This is a genomic window from Providencia huaxiensis (assembly GCF_002843235.3).
Lineage (GTDB): Bacteria > Pseudomonadota > Gammaproteobacteria > Enterobacterales > Enterobacteriaceae > Providencia > Providencia huaxiensis.
In genome coordinates, this window is sequence record NZ_CP031123.2 from 1,895,902 (window position 1) to 1,909,235 (window position 13,334).

At 39.6% G+C, this 13,334-nt stretch carries 27 protein-coding genes; 4 read left to right on the forward strand and 23 right to left on the reverse strand.

Annotation, left to right across the window (positions count from 1 at the left end; all coding sequences use genetic code 11):
* Positions 1-133: 133 nt before the first annotated feature.
* The 23 genes from CYG50_RS10535 to CYG50_RS10645 all read right to left on the reverse strand — a co-directional run bounded on the left by CYG50_RS10535 (position 134) and on the right by CYG50_RS10645 (position 11,180).
* On the reverse strand, positions 134-397 hold the full coding sequence (locus CYG50_RS10535) for a hypothetical protein (protein WP_102137782.1): 264 nt from the start codon (positions 395-397) through the stop codon (positions 134-136).
* Complete coding sequence (locus CYG50_RS23495; protein WP_102137781.1) at positions 394-732, reverse strand: hypothetical protein; 339 nt, start codon at positions 730-732, stop codon at positions 394-396. Before CYG50_RS23495 ends, CYG50_RS10535 begins: the two co-directional genes overlap by 4 nt.
* Positions 733-790: 58 nt before the next feature.
* Positions 791-988 carry a hypothetical protein gene (locus CYG50_RS10545; protein WP_102137780.1) on the reverse strand — a complete coding sequence of 66 codons (198 nt, stop codon included), beginning with the start codon at positions 986-988 and terminating at the stop codon, positions 791-793.
* A gap of 270 nt (positions 989-1,258) precedes the next feature.
* A complete protein-coding gene (locus CYG50_RS10550; protein ID WP_102137779.1) occupies positions 1,259-1,792 on the reverse strand; it encodes a hypothetical protein in 534 nt (177 codons plus the stop codon).
* A gap of 40 nt (positions 1,793-1,832) precedes the next feature.
* The gene (locus CYG50_RS10555) at positions 1,833-2,324 is read right to left on the reverse strand and encodes a hypothetical protein (protein ID WP_102137778.1); all 492 of its coding nucleotides are present in this window, start codon (positions 2,322-2,324) and stop codon (positions 1,833-1,835) included.
* Between the two features lie 58 nt (positions 2,325-2,382).
* The gene (locus tag CYG50_RS10560; protein ID WP_102137777.1) at positions 2,383-2,952 is read right to left on the reverse strand and encodes a lysozyme; all 570 of its coding nucleotides are present in this window, start codon (positions 2,950-2,952) and stop codon (positions 2,383-2,385) included.
* Positions 2,933-3,157 carry a class II holin family protein gene (locus CYG50_RS10565; RefSeq protein WP_004911666.1) on the reverse strand — a complete coding sequence of 75 codons (225 nt, stop codon included), beginning with the start codon at positions 3,155-3,157 and terminating at the stop codon, positions 2,933-2,935. The genes CYG50_RS10560 and CYG50_RS10565 overlap by 20 nt, the downstream gene beginning before the upstream one ends.
* 124 nt (positions 3,158-3,281) lie before the next feature.
* A complete protein-coding gene (locus CYG50_RS10570; RefSeq protein WP_102137776.1) occupies positions 3,282-4,340 on the reverse strand; it encodes a DNA-methyltransferase in 1,059 nt (352 codons plus the stop codon).
* 133 nt (positions 4,341-4,473) lie between these two features.
* Positions 4,474-4,674 carry a TrmB family transcriptional regulator gene (locus CYG50_RS10575; protein ID WP_102137775.1) on the reverse strand — a complete coding sequence of 67 codons (201 nt, stop codon included), beginning with the start codon at positions 4,672-4,674 and terminating at the stop codon, positions 4,474-4,476.
* 183 nt (positions 4,675-4,857) lie between these two features.
* Positions 4,858-5,523, reverse strand: coding sequence for a bacteriophage antitermination protein Q (locus tag CYG50_RS10580; protein ID WP_102137774.1), 666 nt, complete (start codon positions 5,521-5,523; stop codon positions 4,858-4,860).
* 22 nt (positions 5,524-5,545) lie between these two features.
* Positions 5,546-6,088: a DUF968 domain-containing protein gene (locus CYG50_RS10585; protein WP_102137773.1), complete on the reverse strand. Its 543-nt coding sequence runs from the start codon at positions 6,086-6,088 to the stop codon at positions 5,546-5,548.
* Positions 6,085-6,879 (reverse strand): KilA-N domain-containing protein, encoded by a 795-nt coding sequence (locus CYG50_RS10590; protein ID WP_102137772.1) that lies wholly within the window; start codon positions 6,877-6,879, stop codon positions 6,085-6,087. The genes CYG50_RS10585 and CYG50_RS10590 overlap by 4 nt, the downstream gene beginning before the upstream one ends.
* A 39-nt stretch (positions 6,880-6,918) precedes the next feature.
* Positions 6,919-7,104 carry a Lar family restriction alleviation protein gene (locus CYG50_RS10595; protein ID WP_102137771.1) on the reverse strand — a complete coding sequence of 62 codons (186 nt, stop codon included), beginning with the start codon at positions 7,102-7,104 and terminating at the stop codon, positions 6,919-6,921.
* The gene (locus CYG50_RS10600) at positions 7,101-7,481 is read right to left on the reverse strand and encodes a hypothetical protein (RefSeq protein WP_102137770.1); all 381 of its coding nucleotides are present in this window, start codon (positions 7,479-7,481) and stop codon (positions 7,101-7,103) included. Before CYG50_RS10600 ends, CYG50_RS10595 begins: the two co-directional genes overlap by 4 nt.
* Positions 7,474-7,770, reverse strand: coding sequence for a hypothetical protein (locus CYG50_RS10605; protein WP_102137769.1), 297 nt, complete (start codon positions 7,768-7,770; stop codon positions 7,474-7,476). Before CYG50_RS10605 ends, CYG50_RS10600 begins: the two co-directional genes overlap by 8 nt.
* A complete protein-coding gene (locus CYG50_RS10610) occupies positions 7,767-8,114 on the reverse strand; it encodes a hypothetical protein (RefSeq protein ID WP_102137768.1) in 348 nt (115 codons plus the stop codon). Before CYG50_RS10610 ends, CYG50_RS10605 begins: the two co-directional genes overlap by 4 nt.
* Complete coding sequence (locus CYG50_RS10615) at positions 8,111-8,644, reverse strand: phage N-6-adenine-methyltransferase (RefSeq protein ID WP_102137767.1); 534 nt, start codon at positions 8,642-8,644, stop codon at positions 8,111-8,113. Before CYG50_RS10615 ends, CYG50_RS10610 begins: the two co-directional genes overlap by 4 nt.
* A complete protein-coding gene (locus CYG50_RS10620; RefSeq protein ID WP_102137766.1) occupies positions 8,644-8,889 on the reverse strand; it encodes a hypothetical protein in 246 nt (81 codons plus the stop codon). Before CYG50_RS10620 ends, CYG50_RS10615 begins: the two co-directional genes overlap by 1 nt.
* A complete protein-coding gene (locus CYG50_RS23500; RefSeq protein ID WP_102137765.1) occupies positions 8,889-9,950 on the reverse strand; it encodes a conserved phage C-terminal domain-containing protein in 1,062 nt (353 codons plus the stop codon). The genes CYG50_RS10620 and CYG50_RS23500 overlap by 1 nt, the downstream gene beginning before the upstream one ends.
* Positions 9,947-10,129 (reverse strand): DUF4222 domain-containing protein, encoded by a 183-nt coding sequence (locus CYG50_RS10630; RefSeq protein WP_102137764.1) that lies wholly within the window; start codon positions 10,127-10,129, stop codon positions 9,947-9,949. Before CYG50_RS10630 ends, CYG50_RS23500 begins: the two co-directional genes overlap by 4 nt.
* Positions 10,122-10,328, reverse strand: a complete 207-nt coding sequence (locus tag CYG50_RS10635) for a hypothetical protein (RefSeq protein WP_154638958.1) — start codon at positions 10,326-10,328, stop codon at positions 10,122-10,124. The genes CYG50_RS10630 and CYG50_RS10635 overlap by 8 nt, the downstream gene beginning before the upstream one ends.
* Before the next feature lie 80 nt (positions 10,329-10,408).
* The gene (locus CYG50_RS10640; RefSeq protein ID WP_102137762.1) at positions 10,409-10,867 is read right to left on the reverse strand and encodes a YmfL family putative regulatory protein; all 459 of its coding nucleotides are present in this window, start codon (positions 10,865-10,867) and stop codon (positions 10,409-10,411) included.
* A 76-nt stretch (positions 10,868-10,943) separates the two neighbouring features.
* A complete protein-coding gene (locus tag CYG50_RS10645) occupies positions 10,944-11,180 on the reverse strand; it encodes a transcriptional regulator (protein ID WP_102137761.1) in 237 nt (78 codons plus the stop codon).
* Positions 11,181-11,303: 123 nt separating this feature from the next.
* Here CYG50_RS10645 and CYG50_RS10650 point away from each other — a divergent pair, with 123 nt between their 5' ends.
* The 4 genes from CYG50_RS10650 to CYG50_RS10665 all read left to right on the forward strand — a co-directional run bounded on the left by CYG50_RS10650 (position 11,304) and on the right by CYG50_RS10665 (position 13,275).
* Positions 11,304-11,990 carry an XRE family transcriptional regulator gene (locus tag CYG50_RS10650; RefSeq protein ID WP_102137760.1) on the forward strand — a complete coding sequence of 229 codons (687 nt, stop codon included), beginning with the start codon at positions 11,304-11,306 and terminating at the stop codon, positions 11,988-11,990.
* A 278-nt stretch (positions 11,991-12,268) separates the two neighbouring features.
* Positions 12,269-12,490, forward strand: coding sequence for a hypothetical protein (locus CYG50_RS10655; RefSeq protein ID WP_102137759.1), 222 nt, complete (start codon positions 12,269-12,271; stop codon positions 12,488-12,490).
* A 32-nt stretch (positions 12,491-12,522) separates the two neighbouring features.
* Positions 12,523-12,711, forward strand: coding sequence for a carbon storage regulator CsrA (gene csrA / locus CYG50_RS10660; protein WP_102137808.1), 189 nt, complete (start codon positions 12,523-12,525; stop codon positions 12,709-12,711).
* A gap of 192 nt (positions 12,712-12,903) precedes the next feature.
* Positions 12,904-13,275, forward strand: a complete 372-nt coding sequence (locus CYG50_RS10665) for a YfdP family phage-associated protein (RefSeq protein WP_102137758.1) — start codon at positions 12,904-12,906, stop codon at positions 13,273-13,275.
* Positions 13,276-13,334: the final 59 nt, after the last annotated feature.

Consider the following 13,334-nt stretch of genomic DNA (forward strand, 5'->3'; position numbering starts at 1 on the left):
TTCATTGAGTTAAGGTTTCTTTGGTGGCGAGAGCGGTTTGGAATTGTTAGACCGCTTGGGTTGATACCCTTTAACATTTGTATCGCTATCATTTAACTGCTTGTCCAATTGCTCTCTGAATTGATTGGGGCTCTTAAAGCCTTGGCAAGCCATTGAAGCCTCCTGTAGTCGCTTGTTGTGGCGTGGCATTATCCAGCAATCTATCAACTATCATCTGCTGATCTTTAATATCAGAATCAATGGATGCTCTTTGCTTTTCCACTTCAGGTGGCAACTCTTTATCACCAAGCATTGTTATAGCCGTCTTTATTAAATGAAGAGTAATAAGCTTGAGTACTTCATTGAATCCCTTCGATTCACTGTTGCAAACCGGTTGTCTTGGCTGTGAATTGCTCATAATGACCACCCTGATTTAGCAGATTGCACATCTTGCGATAGTCGTTCGATTTGCTTTCCCATATTAAGTACGGTTTGTTCAAGCTGTCTGATTCGTTCAGCATCGCTTTCTGATACCGTATCGGATGGATTGTAAGAATTGTTAGCTAATGGGTATGAATCAGAAAGCCAATCAGTCGAACTACACTTAGTACAAATATGCTTAAACTTAGGTGGGGATGTGAGTTGAATATCATTACATCCCCTGTCTCTAGCCATTAAACCTTCTTTGCAGTTATCACACTGATATTCAGTAATAGTTGTTATTAGCCTTACTGATTTTGGCTCTAATTTCATTAAATTACTCCAAATAAAAAACCCGCACTAGGCGGGTCATTTGAATTAACGGTTAACTCTATTTAGATTTTTTAAACCTAATTTGTGATGGGGAAACCTCAACCACACGACCATCATCTAGTTCAACAATAGCTTGCTCAGCCACATACGGTTCGTTTGCATTATCTAGCATTTTTATAGGGGCATACTTGATGAAGTCTCCCTCTGGTTGATCGTGAATACCAACCACTTTACAGCGCCTTTTTTCCTCAGACATGCAGGTAATCTCCCAAAAAAACATAATTAATGAATCGGGCTAATTTACTATAAGTCTTCATTTATTACTGTGATGGCTGTCATCAAAGTAACATTACAATAACTTTACCACTTAATTAAATCTGTTTTTTATCATTAAAAACAACAATTTAAATATATAAACCAGTCCCGTAATACACTTTTAACTATACTTCAAAACTAACTAAATCTGTCTATCAACTGAAATTCTAAGATATTTATTCTTCACTCATAGCTAACTAGAGTATTTAAATTATGATACCTGTAGCCTTCCATATAAGTCACTAAGATCAAACAGTTTATCTTTTGGTAGTTTATACTCATCACAAATTTGGTTTCTAATTTCAATAGCTTCAATTGTAAGCTCAGCGTATAGATCATTGGAACGTTTTATGTAATCAAAATCATCTGGAAACACGTTTGAGTAGAATAATGACATATCACTTTCAATATATTTTATTCTGGTTGGAATTACTGAGATTCTAAACGAAAGATCTTTATTTAAAAAATTCAGGGTTTCATCATCACCTAAATTAAATGATGGCGTTACGCCATGTACTCTTATCCATCCTTGCTCATTATCAGAAATAATTTCTGATTTTATATACTCATAAGAATCATTTATAAAATTAGTTAGTTTAATTACAATATTAATAGCTAACTTGATATTTACTGATTTTTTATTTTTATTACTGTCTCTATTTGAAACATAAAACATAACCAATTGTGTAGATAATGGGATTGCAGCTCCAATAATAACAGATATTGCACTATTCAAATCTAACATAAGTGACCTATAGAAAAAGCGAGAATAATATTGAGTATAACTACTTCCATCTCTGCTCTTCAATTTTTTCTATCATTTCAAGCTTCCCATTCGCTATAGCAAGCGCGGATAACAGTGGCTCAACCCATAGAACAACCTGACAATAAGTTAAGGTGCTGGTGGTAGTGGTACTAGCACTGGTTCGGTTAGTGTTTTGGGGATCGGCATACATTGACCGTAATTCGTAGGTGTACTTGAGCAACCCATCAGCAATAGGCTGAGGCACAGGCAAATCACAAGTAAGCTCTTTTTTGAGTGTTTCTCGATATTCAATGACTTTCTCCTGTGATTTGGCTTCAGTCTGAATGCCATGGCGATAAGCTGTAGTAGCTATTTGATTAAACCGACTGAATTGAAGTGACTGACTAGCAATGATTTTGCTTTTATTACTGTTATCCACCTTTAGCAACGCATTATTTTCATGCTCTGAAACAGCCCACCAGCCCAAGAACACAATCATTACAAAGAGCCAGAATGAATTATCTATCTTCATAAGTTAACCTGCCGGGCTTTGTTGTGATTAACCGCACTTTGGCAGCGCTTTTCTAGGCTTACCTTGTCAGTGCCACCGCAGGTGTCGTCTCTGAGTGCATATACGCCAGTTGAAATAAAGAAGGCGTACCCGAGAAAGAAGAAGAATAAGCCGATTCGAACTTTCCAAGGCATACTGTATTTTCTATCTCTCTGCGTGTTATCAGGCCTTTCCACTCTCTACCCCCTGCATAAGTCCAGCGTTTTAACTCGTTGCAAGCGCCAGCAATATCACCTGCATTCAATTTCTTCAGCATCGTAGAACGCGCAAAAGCACCTGTGCCCACGTTGTAAGCAAAGGAATAAATAGCGGCTCGGGTGTTATCGTCAATATCGACTTTAATTAGAGGGTCTACGCCCTTTCTGACTTTGCTGAGGTCTTTTTCAAGCAAAGCTAAACATTCGGATTCTGTATAGGTTTTGGTGGGGATAATGTCAGCACCCGTGTGCCCAAAACAAACCGTGGTGACATTCACGACATCTTTATACGGTTTAGTTTCCATCCCCTCAAAATAAGCAATCATGCTTACAGTCAAAGCAATTAAGCCACCAGCGGCAGCCTTTTTGATTTTATTTGGTATCTTTGGCATGAGCCGCCTCTTTGCGTTTATCTTCTTTTCGTTTGAAATATAAATTTGTCAAAAATGTAGCTACACCTAAAAGTAGGCTTCCCAACACCCCAATCGCTGCCCACTGCTCAGATGAGAAACCATCTAACAATTGTTTTAGCCAATAGAATGTTGAACCCGTAGAGGCAGCATAGGAGGCGCCAGTTGTTAATTTATCCATACGCATATACCACCCCCTACGGAGTGCCCGAAATTAAAAGTTTGTGGGGATTTCTGTTTTTTCGCCCTCATTTGAGGGGATAAAATAAGAAGTGATGCCTGATTTAGCTCAGGCTGGCTGCTGTTAGCCACTACAGCTTTTGTCGCTCAGTATTCTGCTCTATTTCTAACTTGGTTTGTTCGAAACGGTCTGTTTCTAGCTCAACACCAATAACACGACGATTAAGTTTTAATGCTGCTTTTACTGTTGCCCCAGATCCCATAAAGAAATCAGCCACTACATCGCCTTCACGGCTACTACTATTGATAATGTGTTCCATCATCGCTGCAGGCTTTTCACATGGATGTTTGCCGGGGTAATACTGCACTGGAGGATATGTCCACACATCAGTATAAGGAACATCAACAGTCACGTAGAAAGGACGCCGTAATAATTGGTATTGCGCTGCTAATTCATGATATTCACGCCTTAACGTGATTTGTTCACTCGCTAGATCAGCATGTTTACGATCTAACGGGTTATGGCTTAACTTTTCCTCAGCAACGCGCTTAAACAATTCTTGAAGCTTCAAATAATCCGGTTCACTTGGTAGCTGCCACTGGCTATAACCAAACCAATGCGAAGCCATTTGCTTACCCGTATCTTTGTGGATTTCTTTTGCTGTTATCCCTAACAAATCACGGGCTTGCTTGAAATACTCAATCAACGGCTTAAGCACATTTTCTTTAAGTTCACGGCATTGTTGCAGATATTCACTACTTTTCCCTTTGTAAGGGCTTTGGTAATGTTCTGCAAATATAATGCGCTCTGTACTTGGGAAAAAACTACGCAGATCAGCTTTACACGCTCTTCGCCATGGTCCTGACGGTTTAGCCCAAATGATATGATTTAAAACATTGAACCGCTCACGAACTAATATTTCAGTATCTGCAGCCAGCTTTGAACCACAAAACATATATAAGCTACCATTTGGCTTCAGAACTCGCCAAAACTCCGCCAGCATTTCATCAAGCCAAGATAAGTATGCAGTAACATTTTCCCACTGATTATCCCAGCTACAGCTTTTAACTTGAAAATATGGCGGGTCGGTTGCGATTAGGTCAATACAATTATCTGGAAGTGTCTTTATATAGCGGAGTGAGTCATCATTGATTAAATTTATACTGTTTAAAGTTACAGTGTTTTTCATAGATCAGGAGAACCTTTTTTGATAAGCTCACCTAGCTTTACGCGTAAAAGCGGTGGGCCTTGGTTTGTCCGTGACCTCTTACAACGGGCAGATGGCTGGTGGAGTGCGTCAACACCCACCAGCCGCCCATTTTTCACAGTTGAATGCTTTGATATGTTCTTTCTTTGATGTTTTCTTTGATTAACCCAGCCATGACAAGTTGTGTCAGTATTAGTTGGCAGCATGAATCTGTTAACTTAGCATCCTGCGAAACCTCACCTGCTGTGGCTGGCACATCAGTAACCGCATTAAAAACAAGTCTTGCTTTTTCTGTCATATGTACATGTTTTAACATGATAATTTCAAACCTTTGGTTAGTTATTGTGCATAACTACACATGTAACTCTGACCAATCGTAACAGCAAGTCTTATGTTTATTTCAGGCATAAAAAAACCCCGCATTGCGAGGTTATAAACAATTTTGGCAACATACCAAATTAGTGTTAAATATGGCTTATTTTGTTCGGTTTTGCAAGTATTATGATGTTAAATTGCAAGAACGTGACTCATTTCTAATATTTGAAACCGACAACAAAACCTCGCGATCTATTCGTTCTACAATAGAAATTAACATAGTCCAATGATCCCGATATATCTCTGACCATGTTGACTTACTGACACCGACTAATTTTGCTAACGCTGTATCTGTATATTTATCAAGTGTTAGTATTTCCCCAAACCTTGAAGCGGTATCTTGTACTGCTAACCATACCAATTGCATTAATCTGGCCGTTACCTTTTTAGTGATCCGTTTCCCTGATAGTGAGGGTTTAAACTGCTCCCACACGTAATTACATATTTCTACTTGATGGTTATAATCCAAATCATATGCATAACAGTACAACAGCCATGCCTTATGAGCTTCATCTAACTTATTAACTGCACGACGCCATGAACTAAGACAAAATGTTGTTTCCAGTATCGGAGGCATCGGTGATTTACTTATTCGTGTTTCAGTACATTTAACAGGATCCGATTCACGCATTGCCCCTGTACTATCACGCATTCTATTTCTTTTGAATCTACTAGTTCTTACTAATGCTGCACCTTGAAACGCATCTAATTGCCCTTTAGTTCCTCCGTTAATATTGGCTAATGCTAAGGTCACATTTGCTCGAAGATACTCTAAATATTGATGATTCATTCTGTTATCTCCTGATGCCACATTAACCTAATACACCTAGGGCAAATGCCTTATTTACCAATTTAATAAAAAACTCTATTTGAGTTCCGTGCTCTTTTTCCCACCCTTTAGGGTCTCGATGTAACTCACTATGATCTACACGACATAAAGGAATTACAAAAAAGTCGTGTGGCTTTGTTCCCATACCACTAAGGCCATAATCAATAATATGATGAGCATCATCAGAGATAGCACCACAACCACAGCAAGGCTGTGATTTAACCCATTGTAGATATTTATCATTTGTCCAGCGCAGTAGTTTTGGGTTCTTCATAAAGCTAGCTGGTGGCTCAGGATCTACAGTTAGTTTTAATATCTGTTTTATATCTTCTACATCATTAAACTCGTCGCTGAGGAATGATGAAGAAAGAGCGATAGGCCCTACTGATTTATCACCTAATGATTCTGGTACCGGGATAATCAACATACGACAATTAAACTTATGCAGCTCACTTACTCCTGGTCTAAATATCACGGCGCTAAGTTCAGGAACAGGGATCGGGGTTAATATCCATTGATGACTCATGCTGCTTGCCCCACTACCATTAATTTGACGAGATCAGCACTTTTGCTTTCATAGAAATGAGGCTGGGTTTCTCTTGGATTATTGGGACTGGTGATATTTTTTCCGTAGATTAAGCCTTTAGTAGTGATTGACCAGAATTGCTTGGTTTTATCTGCTCCCCTAGTGCTTGGACGTGACTTTCTTTCCACCAAACCTAACTCAGCTAAACGCTTAAAAGCTGATTGAGCGGTTATATTAAGTCTATTTTTGCGAATAAATTCAGTTAATGAATGGGTAGATCTACTTGAACCATCTACGGCATCACTGGGGGCATCAATCGCATAACTAGGTGATAAATTAGGTAACCCAGCCATTTGCTGTAATTTTTGGTAGCCCCCCAATTTTGATGAATTAGATAGATTAAGGGTTTTAGCCATTGATTCTAGCAAGATAGTGCCCGCTTGAACCTTATCGGTTAGTTGGGCTTGGTTTCGTCGCTGAACTACAGCATCAAATGTACGAATGACTTTAAGGCTAAATAAAGGGCTGATCCACATAGCGTATGCATAAACGATTTCACGTAGAACATACGTGCCTTGTTCGGTACCCCCCTTAATTACCTCAACTGAAGCGATGCTCATATCTGAGCATCGGTCAATTTCCATACATAAATCTTTTGTTGTTTCAATTCTTAGGAAATTTGAAGGTTTATGTTTGTCTTCACCACCAGCTGCACGGTGTAAATCATTCAAACAAAAACGGCCGTTAAAATCTTGTCGTACACCAACACCATCAATGATTAACTGGTTCATATTACATCTCCACTTATTTACGCAACCGCATTTGCGCTTTTAGATACTGACAACTCGTTCATTCCATACTATTACTGCTGTAGGCTTATCATTTACCTCTGGCCCCTTTTCACCACAACTGTGGCACTGAATGTAAAACCATGTCCTATAACTGTGACTCTCGATAGTTATGTTTTCACTGCCGCAGTGGGGGCAAGGGTAAATTTCGGCTATTTTGCTTTTCATCCAACCTTCCCCTCATGCTGAAGCTTTTTATTTTCAATAAACGCTAAATCTGTTCTAGCACTACGTAATCTGGCTTTGGTGTTCTTTTCTTCTTTCAGTAAAGCATCAACTGATTTACGCAGATCATCACGCTGTTCGGTTAGGGTTGAGACTTGCCTAAAAAGATGCTCAGCATCATTAGCTCTCAGTAAAAAAACATCAAAAGCATCAACAATACACCCACAGTTTTTACACTTAACTGTCCTATGCTGCTCACTAACAATAACGGCATAGTGCTTACACTGAACCTGCCTAAAATCTCTTTTATCCTCTATCTGGGTTTCTAATACTGGTTTGGTATCGTCTGTGAAATTAACTTTGATAATATTGTCAGTCATCCTTCTGGCCCTCTACTATCAGGATTTCACGCTGATTATTGCTACACACATCATCACGCCCCTCAATCACACCAAACCAGCGCAAAAAGGCTTTACCGCTTAGGGTTGTAGCTTTCCACATTTTCCCCGGATAAACGCCAGATGGAATTGAACTCGAGTAATCAGCCAATAGATTAAAGTCTTTGGCGCTCATAAGAGCGTGCGTATCATCAATAAGGATATTTTTTCGACTTGGTTGGTCCCAGTACTTACCAAGAGAATCCGTCATAGGTGGAATTATGTTGTTCACGACCTCACCTCCGATAAAAGTTTATTAAACTGTAATATCAATGGGTTGTGCGTTTTCATTAACTCTTTAACATCACACTTAACATATGGCTTTGTTTTTACTCTATATTTCTTACTTTTATTATCTTGTACGACTACTTTTTCGTAAGCGTTCTGCTGAAGTACATAAACAATAAAAGTTCCTTCCTTTCTGTCGGTTTTCACTACGGCACCAGCTCTAAGTAAAAACGCTATAGTATGCTTTGTGTGATTATCAGATGATGCATATATGCTTCTGATTTTCTTAGTTGTTATTTCATTACCCGCTTTAAACTCGCCCGCAATTCTTAGATACAAAGGAGTCATACCGCCTCCCCTAAAATTGCCTTGCCTACTTTCATTAAGCGATTCTTTGAGACATGCGTACCTACTGCCTTTGGCTCTACAAATGGACGCCAAATAAGAAGAATTGAGCCCTTACTGTTGCCCTTTTTCTCTTTTCCTGTGTTGGGATCAATAAAATTAATACGGCCATCGATGATAGTTCTAACTTCATCAACGCTTTTTAGTGCCAGTGAGTACCAGGATGTTGATTTATCCGCTGGTAATAACATCACTATTGGCTGGTTTTGCTTTGTGCATTGCTCTGCGGCTTTAGCGATCCATGGTTTTATCTTGCTGTAAGGCGGGTTACACCATATCGCACCATTGCTTACCCAATCACTTTGTAATGCATTCTGTTCTAAGGTTAGGAAGTATGGGCATAGGGCGTTTTGTTCATTTGCGGCAGCATCTAACCAGAAACCAAACTCAAGCGTTAAAGCTTCAAATAACCATTGAGGCGTTTGCCAGCAATCTTTATCTTCTGGTGCGGTATTACTTGAATAAACAGCCATTAGATAACACCTCGCTGCTGGTGGTGTTTGGCAAATTTACTGACAAACTCATAGCGTTGCTGAACATTGAAGCTGTCAATATGGTGGTTTAAGTGCTTGAACTTTCGACACATGACTAAAAAGTATCTATCTTTTTTCCAGTAGTCGCGTAACCCGCGTATAACCCACCAGCGGCGAATTTCTTTTAGCATTGAAATGATGCCCAACACGTCAACACCATAAATTTCTTTAGATTCACTACGCATCACGCTGTCACCTCTTTCGCTGCTTGCTCTGCTGCCTGTTGCCAAATCCCCTTCCATGCCGAACGCCCTGCAAATTCATTTAGGCGACCTAGGCCACTTCTGCTAGCCATTTCTTTGGCAATTTCTTGGATCCTGTTAGCTGGCTTCCAACCTGTTGAGAAAATTTGAGTAAATACCGTGTCACGCTCAACCGTATCGATATGAACAACCACTTCCCCCGGCTTCAGCCATTTACCGTTAACGCACGCGGGGCGACCTGCTTCATGCCATTTTTGAGCCTTTTCAAAGTACTCCATGCAATTTTCAGGGCTAAATAATGTTTTAGGGCGCAGGTAGTCGCTCATTTTTGAATCATTCAGCCACTTGGCTGTGGTGTAGTCAGTCACCAGGATTAAATCATCAGCGATATAGTTTTCAGCTAGACGGGCTCTGATATGACCCATTGTTGTTTTTCCATCCCGGTAACTTGAGTTAGTGACCTTGTTGAAATGATTTAAAACAATTTGCGCATGGTCGGGCTCAGCATGAGCCTGACAAAAAGAGTTACTCTCTGTTGTAATCTCTTGAGTATTCTCTGTAGTACTCTCTGTAAGATCAGGGCAATTTGCCCCGTTCGATGGGGTCATTTTGGTATTATTCGAGCGTTTCATTTTGCGCTTATCGATGAGGTCATTTTGACCTGTTAGAACACGGTCGGATGAACTGTTCGATTGGGTCAATTTGACCTCATCGGATAACAACGCATGTTCATAATTTATTGAGTAATAATTTGTGCGGTCATGGGTGCGTTTATTGATCTGCTCAATATTTAATACGCCCAATTTTTTTAAATTGTTAAATGCACGCTTAATTGTGGATTCAGAAAAATATGGGAACTGTTCACGCCATTCTTCAATAGTGTTATAAATCCAGCGGTGCCCCTCATGGTCAATGCCCGAAGAGGTTTCAGATAGCCAGTATTGAACTTGCTGAAGCAATAAAGCCTCATTCAAGCCCAAGCGTACCGCCAGTTCAGGTATAACAATTTGTGGGCGTGTTTTAAGTAGTAACAAGCTGCTCATTCCATCACCCTTGTGAATTCGGCTTTAAATTTGTACAAAGGGGCGAAGCATTCATGTTCATAACCGTCACGCATGAAAATGACCCACTGTTTGACTCGGTCATAACGTATGACACGAACACGAATACCGCGCTTATCCAGATACACCCGATTAAGATTATTGCTATTTTCATTAGACATGCGCCTCGCCTTTGCTATTGAAATAAAAGTTAGCCCAATCGTTTCTCAACTCAGCGATATCTACCAATTGCTGCTCAGTCTGGTAGTTGCCCGAGGCATCTGCTGAAGTTATGATTTCTACATATTGAAACGGACCACTTTTAGAAGCTGGTAAGCAGCGGAATTGCTTTTTAGCTCTGATTTGGTTTAAACTGCTCATGCTAATTACTCCACAAATGTTTTTAGCGACCCCGACGCCCGGACCGCATATCTGGGCGTCACCCTTTCTGGCTATGCTCATCATTGTTTAATCCCATAAACGCTTTCTAAAGAACCCACGAAGCCCAACGCATAAGCAAAGACTTTCTCCATTTTTCTGTAGATAGCTGTAATTTCATCTGGTGTTAAAACGCCATCAGAAATACTGTCTTTGATTAAGACGCTTAGCGCCCCTTGCATTGCTCCCAAGCGCATTTGAATATCGAACAATTCAACCTTGTCTAAGCTTTCAGCTTCAATTTTTACTGACGGGGTAATCCCGTGGCGTTCCATGTGATAAGCCACCAGCAGATCAGTACCGGATAACTCTTCAATCGCTTCCAGCTCATCAATCTCAAAGAAACGACAGCCGTTTTTCTCATACAGCTTGTTGTTGAAAGTAGTTTCAGAAATACCCAAAGCACCCGCCATCGCTGAACGACCACCGGGGAATGCCTTACACATCTCTTTCACGACTTCTTTTAGTGTTTGTTTGCACATATCTACAATTCCGTTGTTTTGTTTGTAGTTAACACATCAGATTTCCTTTGATAAATTCCATAACAACTTTTAATTGTTATGGATATAAATCAGGACGTAATTTGCTTCTAGAAACCCCTGATGCCTGTTCAACAACAAGGACTTTGTCTGCTGGAACCCTTTTGTTTCTATTTAGCCAATTCCAGATTTGTTGCTGCTTGACTGGCTTATTCAGAAGCTCACTAATACGTTTTGCTAGTTGTGTTTGCCCACCAGCCGCAACAATTGCTGTTTGTAGTCCAGCAACGCATGATTCATCGGTTACATGCACCATAACTCCCCCAAAGTTGTAATTAACAACTTTATCTTAATCCATGACAACAACTTTGACAACTTTTAGATGTTGGAAGTATCAACACTTAAAGTTGTAAAATACAATTTCGAGGGAGGGAAATGTATGTCGATAGCTAAACGGTTGTTAGAAGCACGAGTTAAAGCAGGAATGAGCCAAGCAGACCTTGCAGAGAAAGTTGGCGTCAGTCAGCAGTCAATTCAAAAGATTGAGGCAGGACAAACAAATGCCCCAAGAAGGATTGCAGATATAGCCAAAGCAGTTAATGTTTCAGCCCATTGGTTGCAGTTTGGGGCTAGGGACGAAAATGGAAAAAAAACAGACTATGAAGTAAAGGAATGGGAAGAGGTTCCAACTTATAGTGATGCTGACTTTGTGGATATTCCCGTGCTTGATATTGAATTAGCCGCTGGTTGTGGCGCAAATGCAGAAGTTGTTGAATCTGAAGAATATACATATCCATTTCGTAGGGATGAACTACGTAAACATGGTGTCAGTGCAAGTAATGCGCGAATTGTAAAAATAGTTGGGAATAGCTTATTCCCTGTGTTGAATGGAGGCGACCTTGTCGCCATTGATGTTAGCAATAAAAAAATAAAAGATGGCGACCTTTACGCGATAAGGGATGGCGTGTTATTGCGCGTTAAAATCTTGATTTATCGGCCTGATGGAGGCTTGGTAATACGTAGCTTCAATAGGGATGAGTATCCCGATGAGCAACTACCAAGAAGTGAAGCTGTAACTAGAGTGCATGTTATTGGCCGGGTTTTCTGGTCTTCTAGAAGCTGGTAGAGCATCCAATAGTTTCTTCCCACCTGCCGATACCTAAGATTATCACCCGCCACCTTTTGTAACTAAATCACCTCCAGTTACAAAGGGTGGTCTTTTCTACTCTACTAAAACCCATTAAGCATGATTAGATAAGTTATTTACTCCTGCTTTATCTTTTCACCACGCAAACAAACAACATAAAGTTGTTGACAACTTCATTTAATACAACTAAATTACAACTTAAGGATGTTTGAGAAATAAACTGTTCACAACAACTTTAACAACTTAAGGGAGAGCCCATGCAAACTAATTCAACAAATCCAATCATTACTTTTAACAATCCAATGTCTACTGAGGAAATTCACGCGTGGATTTTGGAGAAGGCCGCTGCACTTAAAAAGCTTGAAGAACTTAATTCTTACTACGCTGAACTGAAAAGTAAGCTTGAAAAAACCGAAGATGATATTTACGAGCAAACTGAAATCTGCAATGCGGGCCTTGGCTTAGTTACTGCCAACTAATCAACTTATTGTGTGGAGTGCTTAGTATGGGAATGCTTATTTTAACCCGTAGAGTCAGTGAAGAAGTCATGATCGGCGATGATATTAAAATTAAAATCTTAGGGGTCAAAGGAAACCAAGTGCGGATTGGTGTCGCTGCCCCCGAAGATGTATCAGTACATCGTGAAGAAATTTATCAACGTGTTTTAGCTGAAAGAAATAATGCCAGTGCTAATAAGTAGTTATTGATAGTTTTGGTGGCGACCTGAATCTTCCACACTACGAGGTCGATGATAATGTTCTATTCAGTAGCCACCCTTTTTACATCACACATAAGACCGCTGATATTTAATCAGTCCATACTAGGTAATATGTTTTAATTATTATTAGCGGTCTTATTTGTGGAGTAATAACCTAATTATGAGGATCTACTCATGAGTGAAGATAGAAAAACAAATATACCTGAATTTTTAGGCGAATTAGATGCAGGAATATTTGAAAATAAAGTTGCAGCTGTATTAAATGATGTTGCACTAGGTGTTATAAATCACGCAGGGAAAGGAAAAGTTATTATTGAAATGGATATCTCTCGAATGAATAATTCAATCGAGGAAAAGCGAGTATTAATCCAACATAAACTTAAGTTTACTGCACCAACACCAAAGGGAAAAAGATCGGAGGAGGACACTACTGAAACGCCAATGTACGTAAATAAAGGCGGCAAGCTTTCGATTATGCAAGAAGATCAGGGACAGCTTTTTTCAATTAAAGGCGAACCTGACGGGAAATTAAAACAAGTTAATTAATTTCTTTTTTATTTAAAACTCAATCTTTAAAAATACTTTATTAAATAAGTAGGAGCTTT

Bases quoted from the DNA above. Each gene is read 5' to 3' on its own strand.
- csrA (WP_102137808.1), top strand. From the start codon at position 12,523: ATGCTTATTTTAACCCGTAGAGTCAGTGAAGAAGTCATGATCGGCGAT.
- CYG50_RS10565 (WP_004911666.1), bottom strand. From the start codon at position 3,157: ATGCGTATGGATAAATTAACAACTGGCGCCTCCTATGCTGCCTCTACG.
- CYG50_RS10665 (WP_102137758.1), top strand. From the start codon at position 12,904: ATGAGTGAAGATAGAAAAACAAATATACCTGAATTTTTAGGCGAATTA.
- CYG50_RS10560 (WP_102137777.1), bottom strand. From the start codon at position 2,952: ATGCCAAAGATACCAAATAAAATCAAAAAGGCTGCCGCTGGTGGCTTA.
- CYG50_RS10655 (WP_102137759.1), top strand. From the start codon at position 12,269: ATGCAAACTAATTCAACAAATCCAATCATTACTTTTAACAATCCAATG.
- CYG50_RS10590 (WP_102137772.1), bottom strand. From the start codon at position 6,879: ATGAACCAGTTAATCATTGATGGTGTTGGTGTACGACAAGATTTTAAC.
- CYG50_RS10620 (WP_102137766.1), bottom strand. From the start codon at position 8,889: ATGCGTAGTGAATCTAAAGAAATTTATGGTGTTGACGTGTTGGGCATC.
- CYG50_RS10640 (WP_102137762.1), bottom strand. From the start codon at position 10,867: ATGTGCAAACAAACACTAAAAGAAGTCGTGAAAGAGATGTGTAAGGCA.
- CYG50_RS10635 (WP_154638958.1), bottom strand. From the start codon at position 10,328: ATGAGCAGTTTAAACCAAATCAGAGCTAAAAAGCAATTCCGCTGCTTA.
- CYG50_RS10610 (WP_102137768.1), bottom strand. From the start codon at position 8,114: ATGACTCCTTTGTATCTAAGAATTGCGGGCGAGTTTAAAGCGGGTAAT.
- CYG50_RS10570 (WP_102137776.1), bottom strand. From the start codon at position 4,340: ATGAAAAACACTGTAACTTTAAACAGTATAAATTTAATCAATGATGAC.
- CYG50_RS10600 (WP_102137770.1), bottom strand. From the start codon at position 7,481: ATGACTGACAATATTATCAAAGTTAATTTCACAGACGATACCAAACCA.
- CYG50_RS10645 (WP_102137761.1), bottom strand. From the start codon at position 11,180: ATGGTGCATGTAACCGATGAATCATGCGTTGCTGGACTACAAACAGCA.
- CYG50_RS10550 (WP_102137779.1), bottom strand. From the start codon at position 1,792: ATGTTAGATTTGAATAGTGCAATATCTGTTATTATTGGAGCTGCAATC.
- CYG50_RS10555 (WP_102137778.1), bottom strand. From the start codon at position 2,324: ATGAAGATAGATAATTCATTCTGGCTCTTTGTAATGATTGTGTTCTTG.
- CYG50_RS10535 (WP_102137782.1), bottom strand. From the start codon at position 397: ATGAGCAATTCACAGCCAAGACAACCGGTTTGCAACAGTGAATCGAAG.
- CYG50_RS23495 (WP_102137781.1), bottom strand. From the start codon at position 732: ATGAAATTAGAGCCAAAATCAGTAAGGCTAATAACAACTATTACTGAA.
- CYG50_RS10580 (WP_102137774.1), bottom strand. From the start codon at position 5,523: ATGAATCATCAATATTTAGAGTATCTTCGAGCAAATGTGACCTTAGCA.
- CYG50_RS10585 (WP_102137773.1), bottom strand. From the start codon at position 6,088: ATGAGTCATCAATGGATATTAACCCCGATCCCTGTTCCTGAACTTAGC.
- CYG50_RS10595 (WP_102137771.1), bottom strand. From the start codon at position 7,104: ATGAAAAGCAAAATAGCCGAAATTTACCCTTGCCCCCACTGCGGCAGT.
- CYG50_RS10630 (WP_102137764.1), bottom strand. From the start codon at position 10,129: ATGTCTAATGAAAATAGCAATAATCTTAATCGGGTGTATCTGGATAAG.
- CYG50_RS10545 (WP_102137780.1), bottom strand. From the start codon at position 988: ATGTCTGAGGAAAAAAGGCGCTGTAAAGTGGTTGGTATTCACGATCAA.
- CYG50_RS10615 (WP_102137767.1), bottom strand. From the start codon at position 8,644: ATGGCTGTTTATTCAAGTAATACCGCACCAGAAGATAAAGATTGCTGG.
- CYG50_RS10575 (WP_102137775.1), bottom strand. From the start codon at position 4,674: ATGTTAAAACATGTACATATGACAGAAAAAGCAAGACTTGTTTTTAAT.
- CYG50_RS10650 (WP_102137760.1), top strand. From the start codon at position 11,304: ATGTCGATAGCTAAACGGTTGTTAGAAGCACGAGTTAAAGCAGGAATG.
- CYG50_RS23500 (WP_102137765.1), bottom strand. From the start codon at position 9,950: ATGAGCAGCTTGTTACTACTTAAAACACGCCCACAAATTGTTATACCT.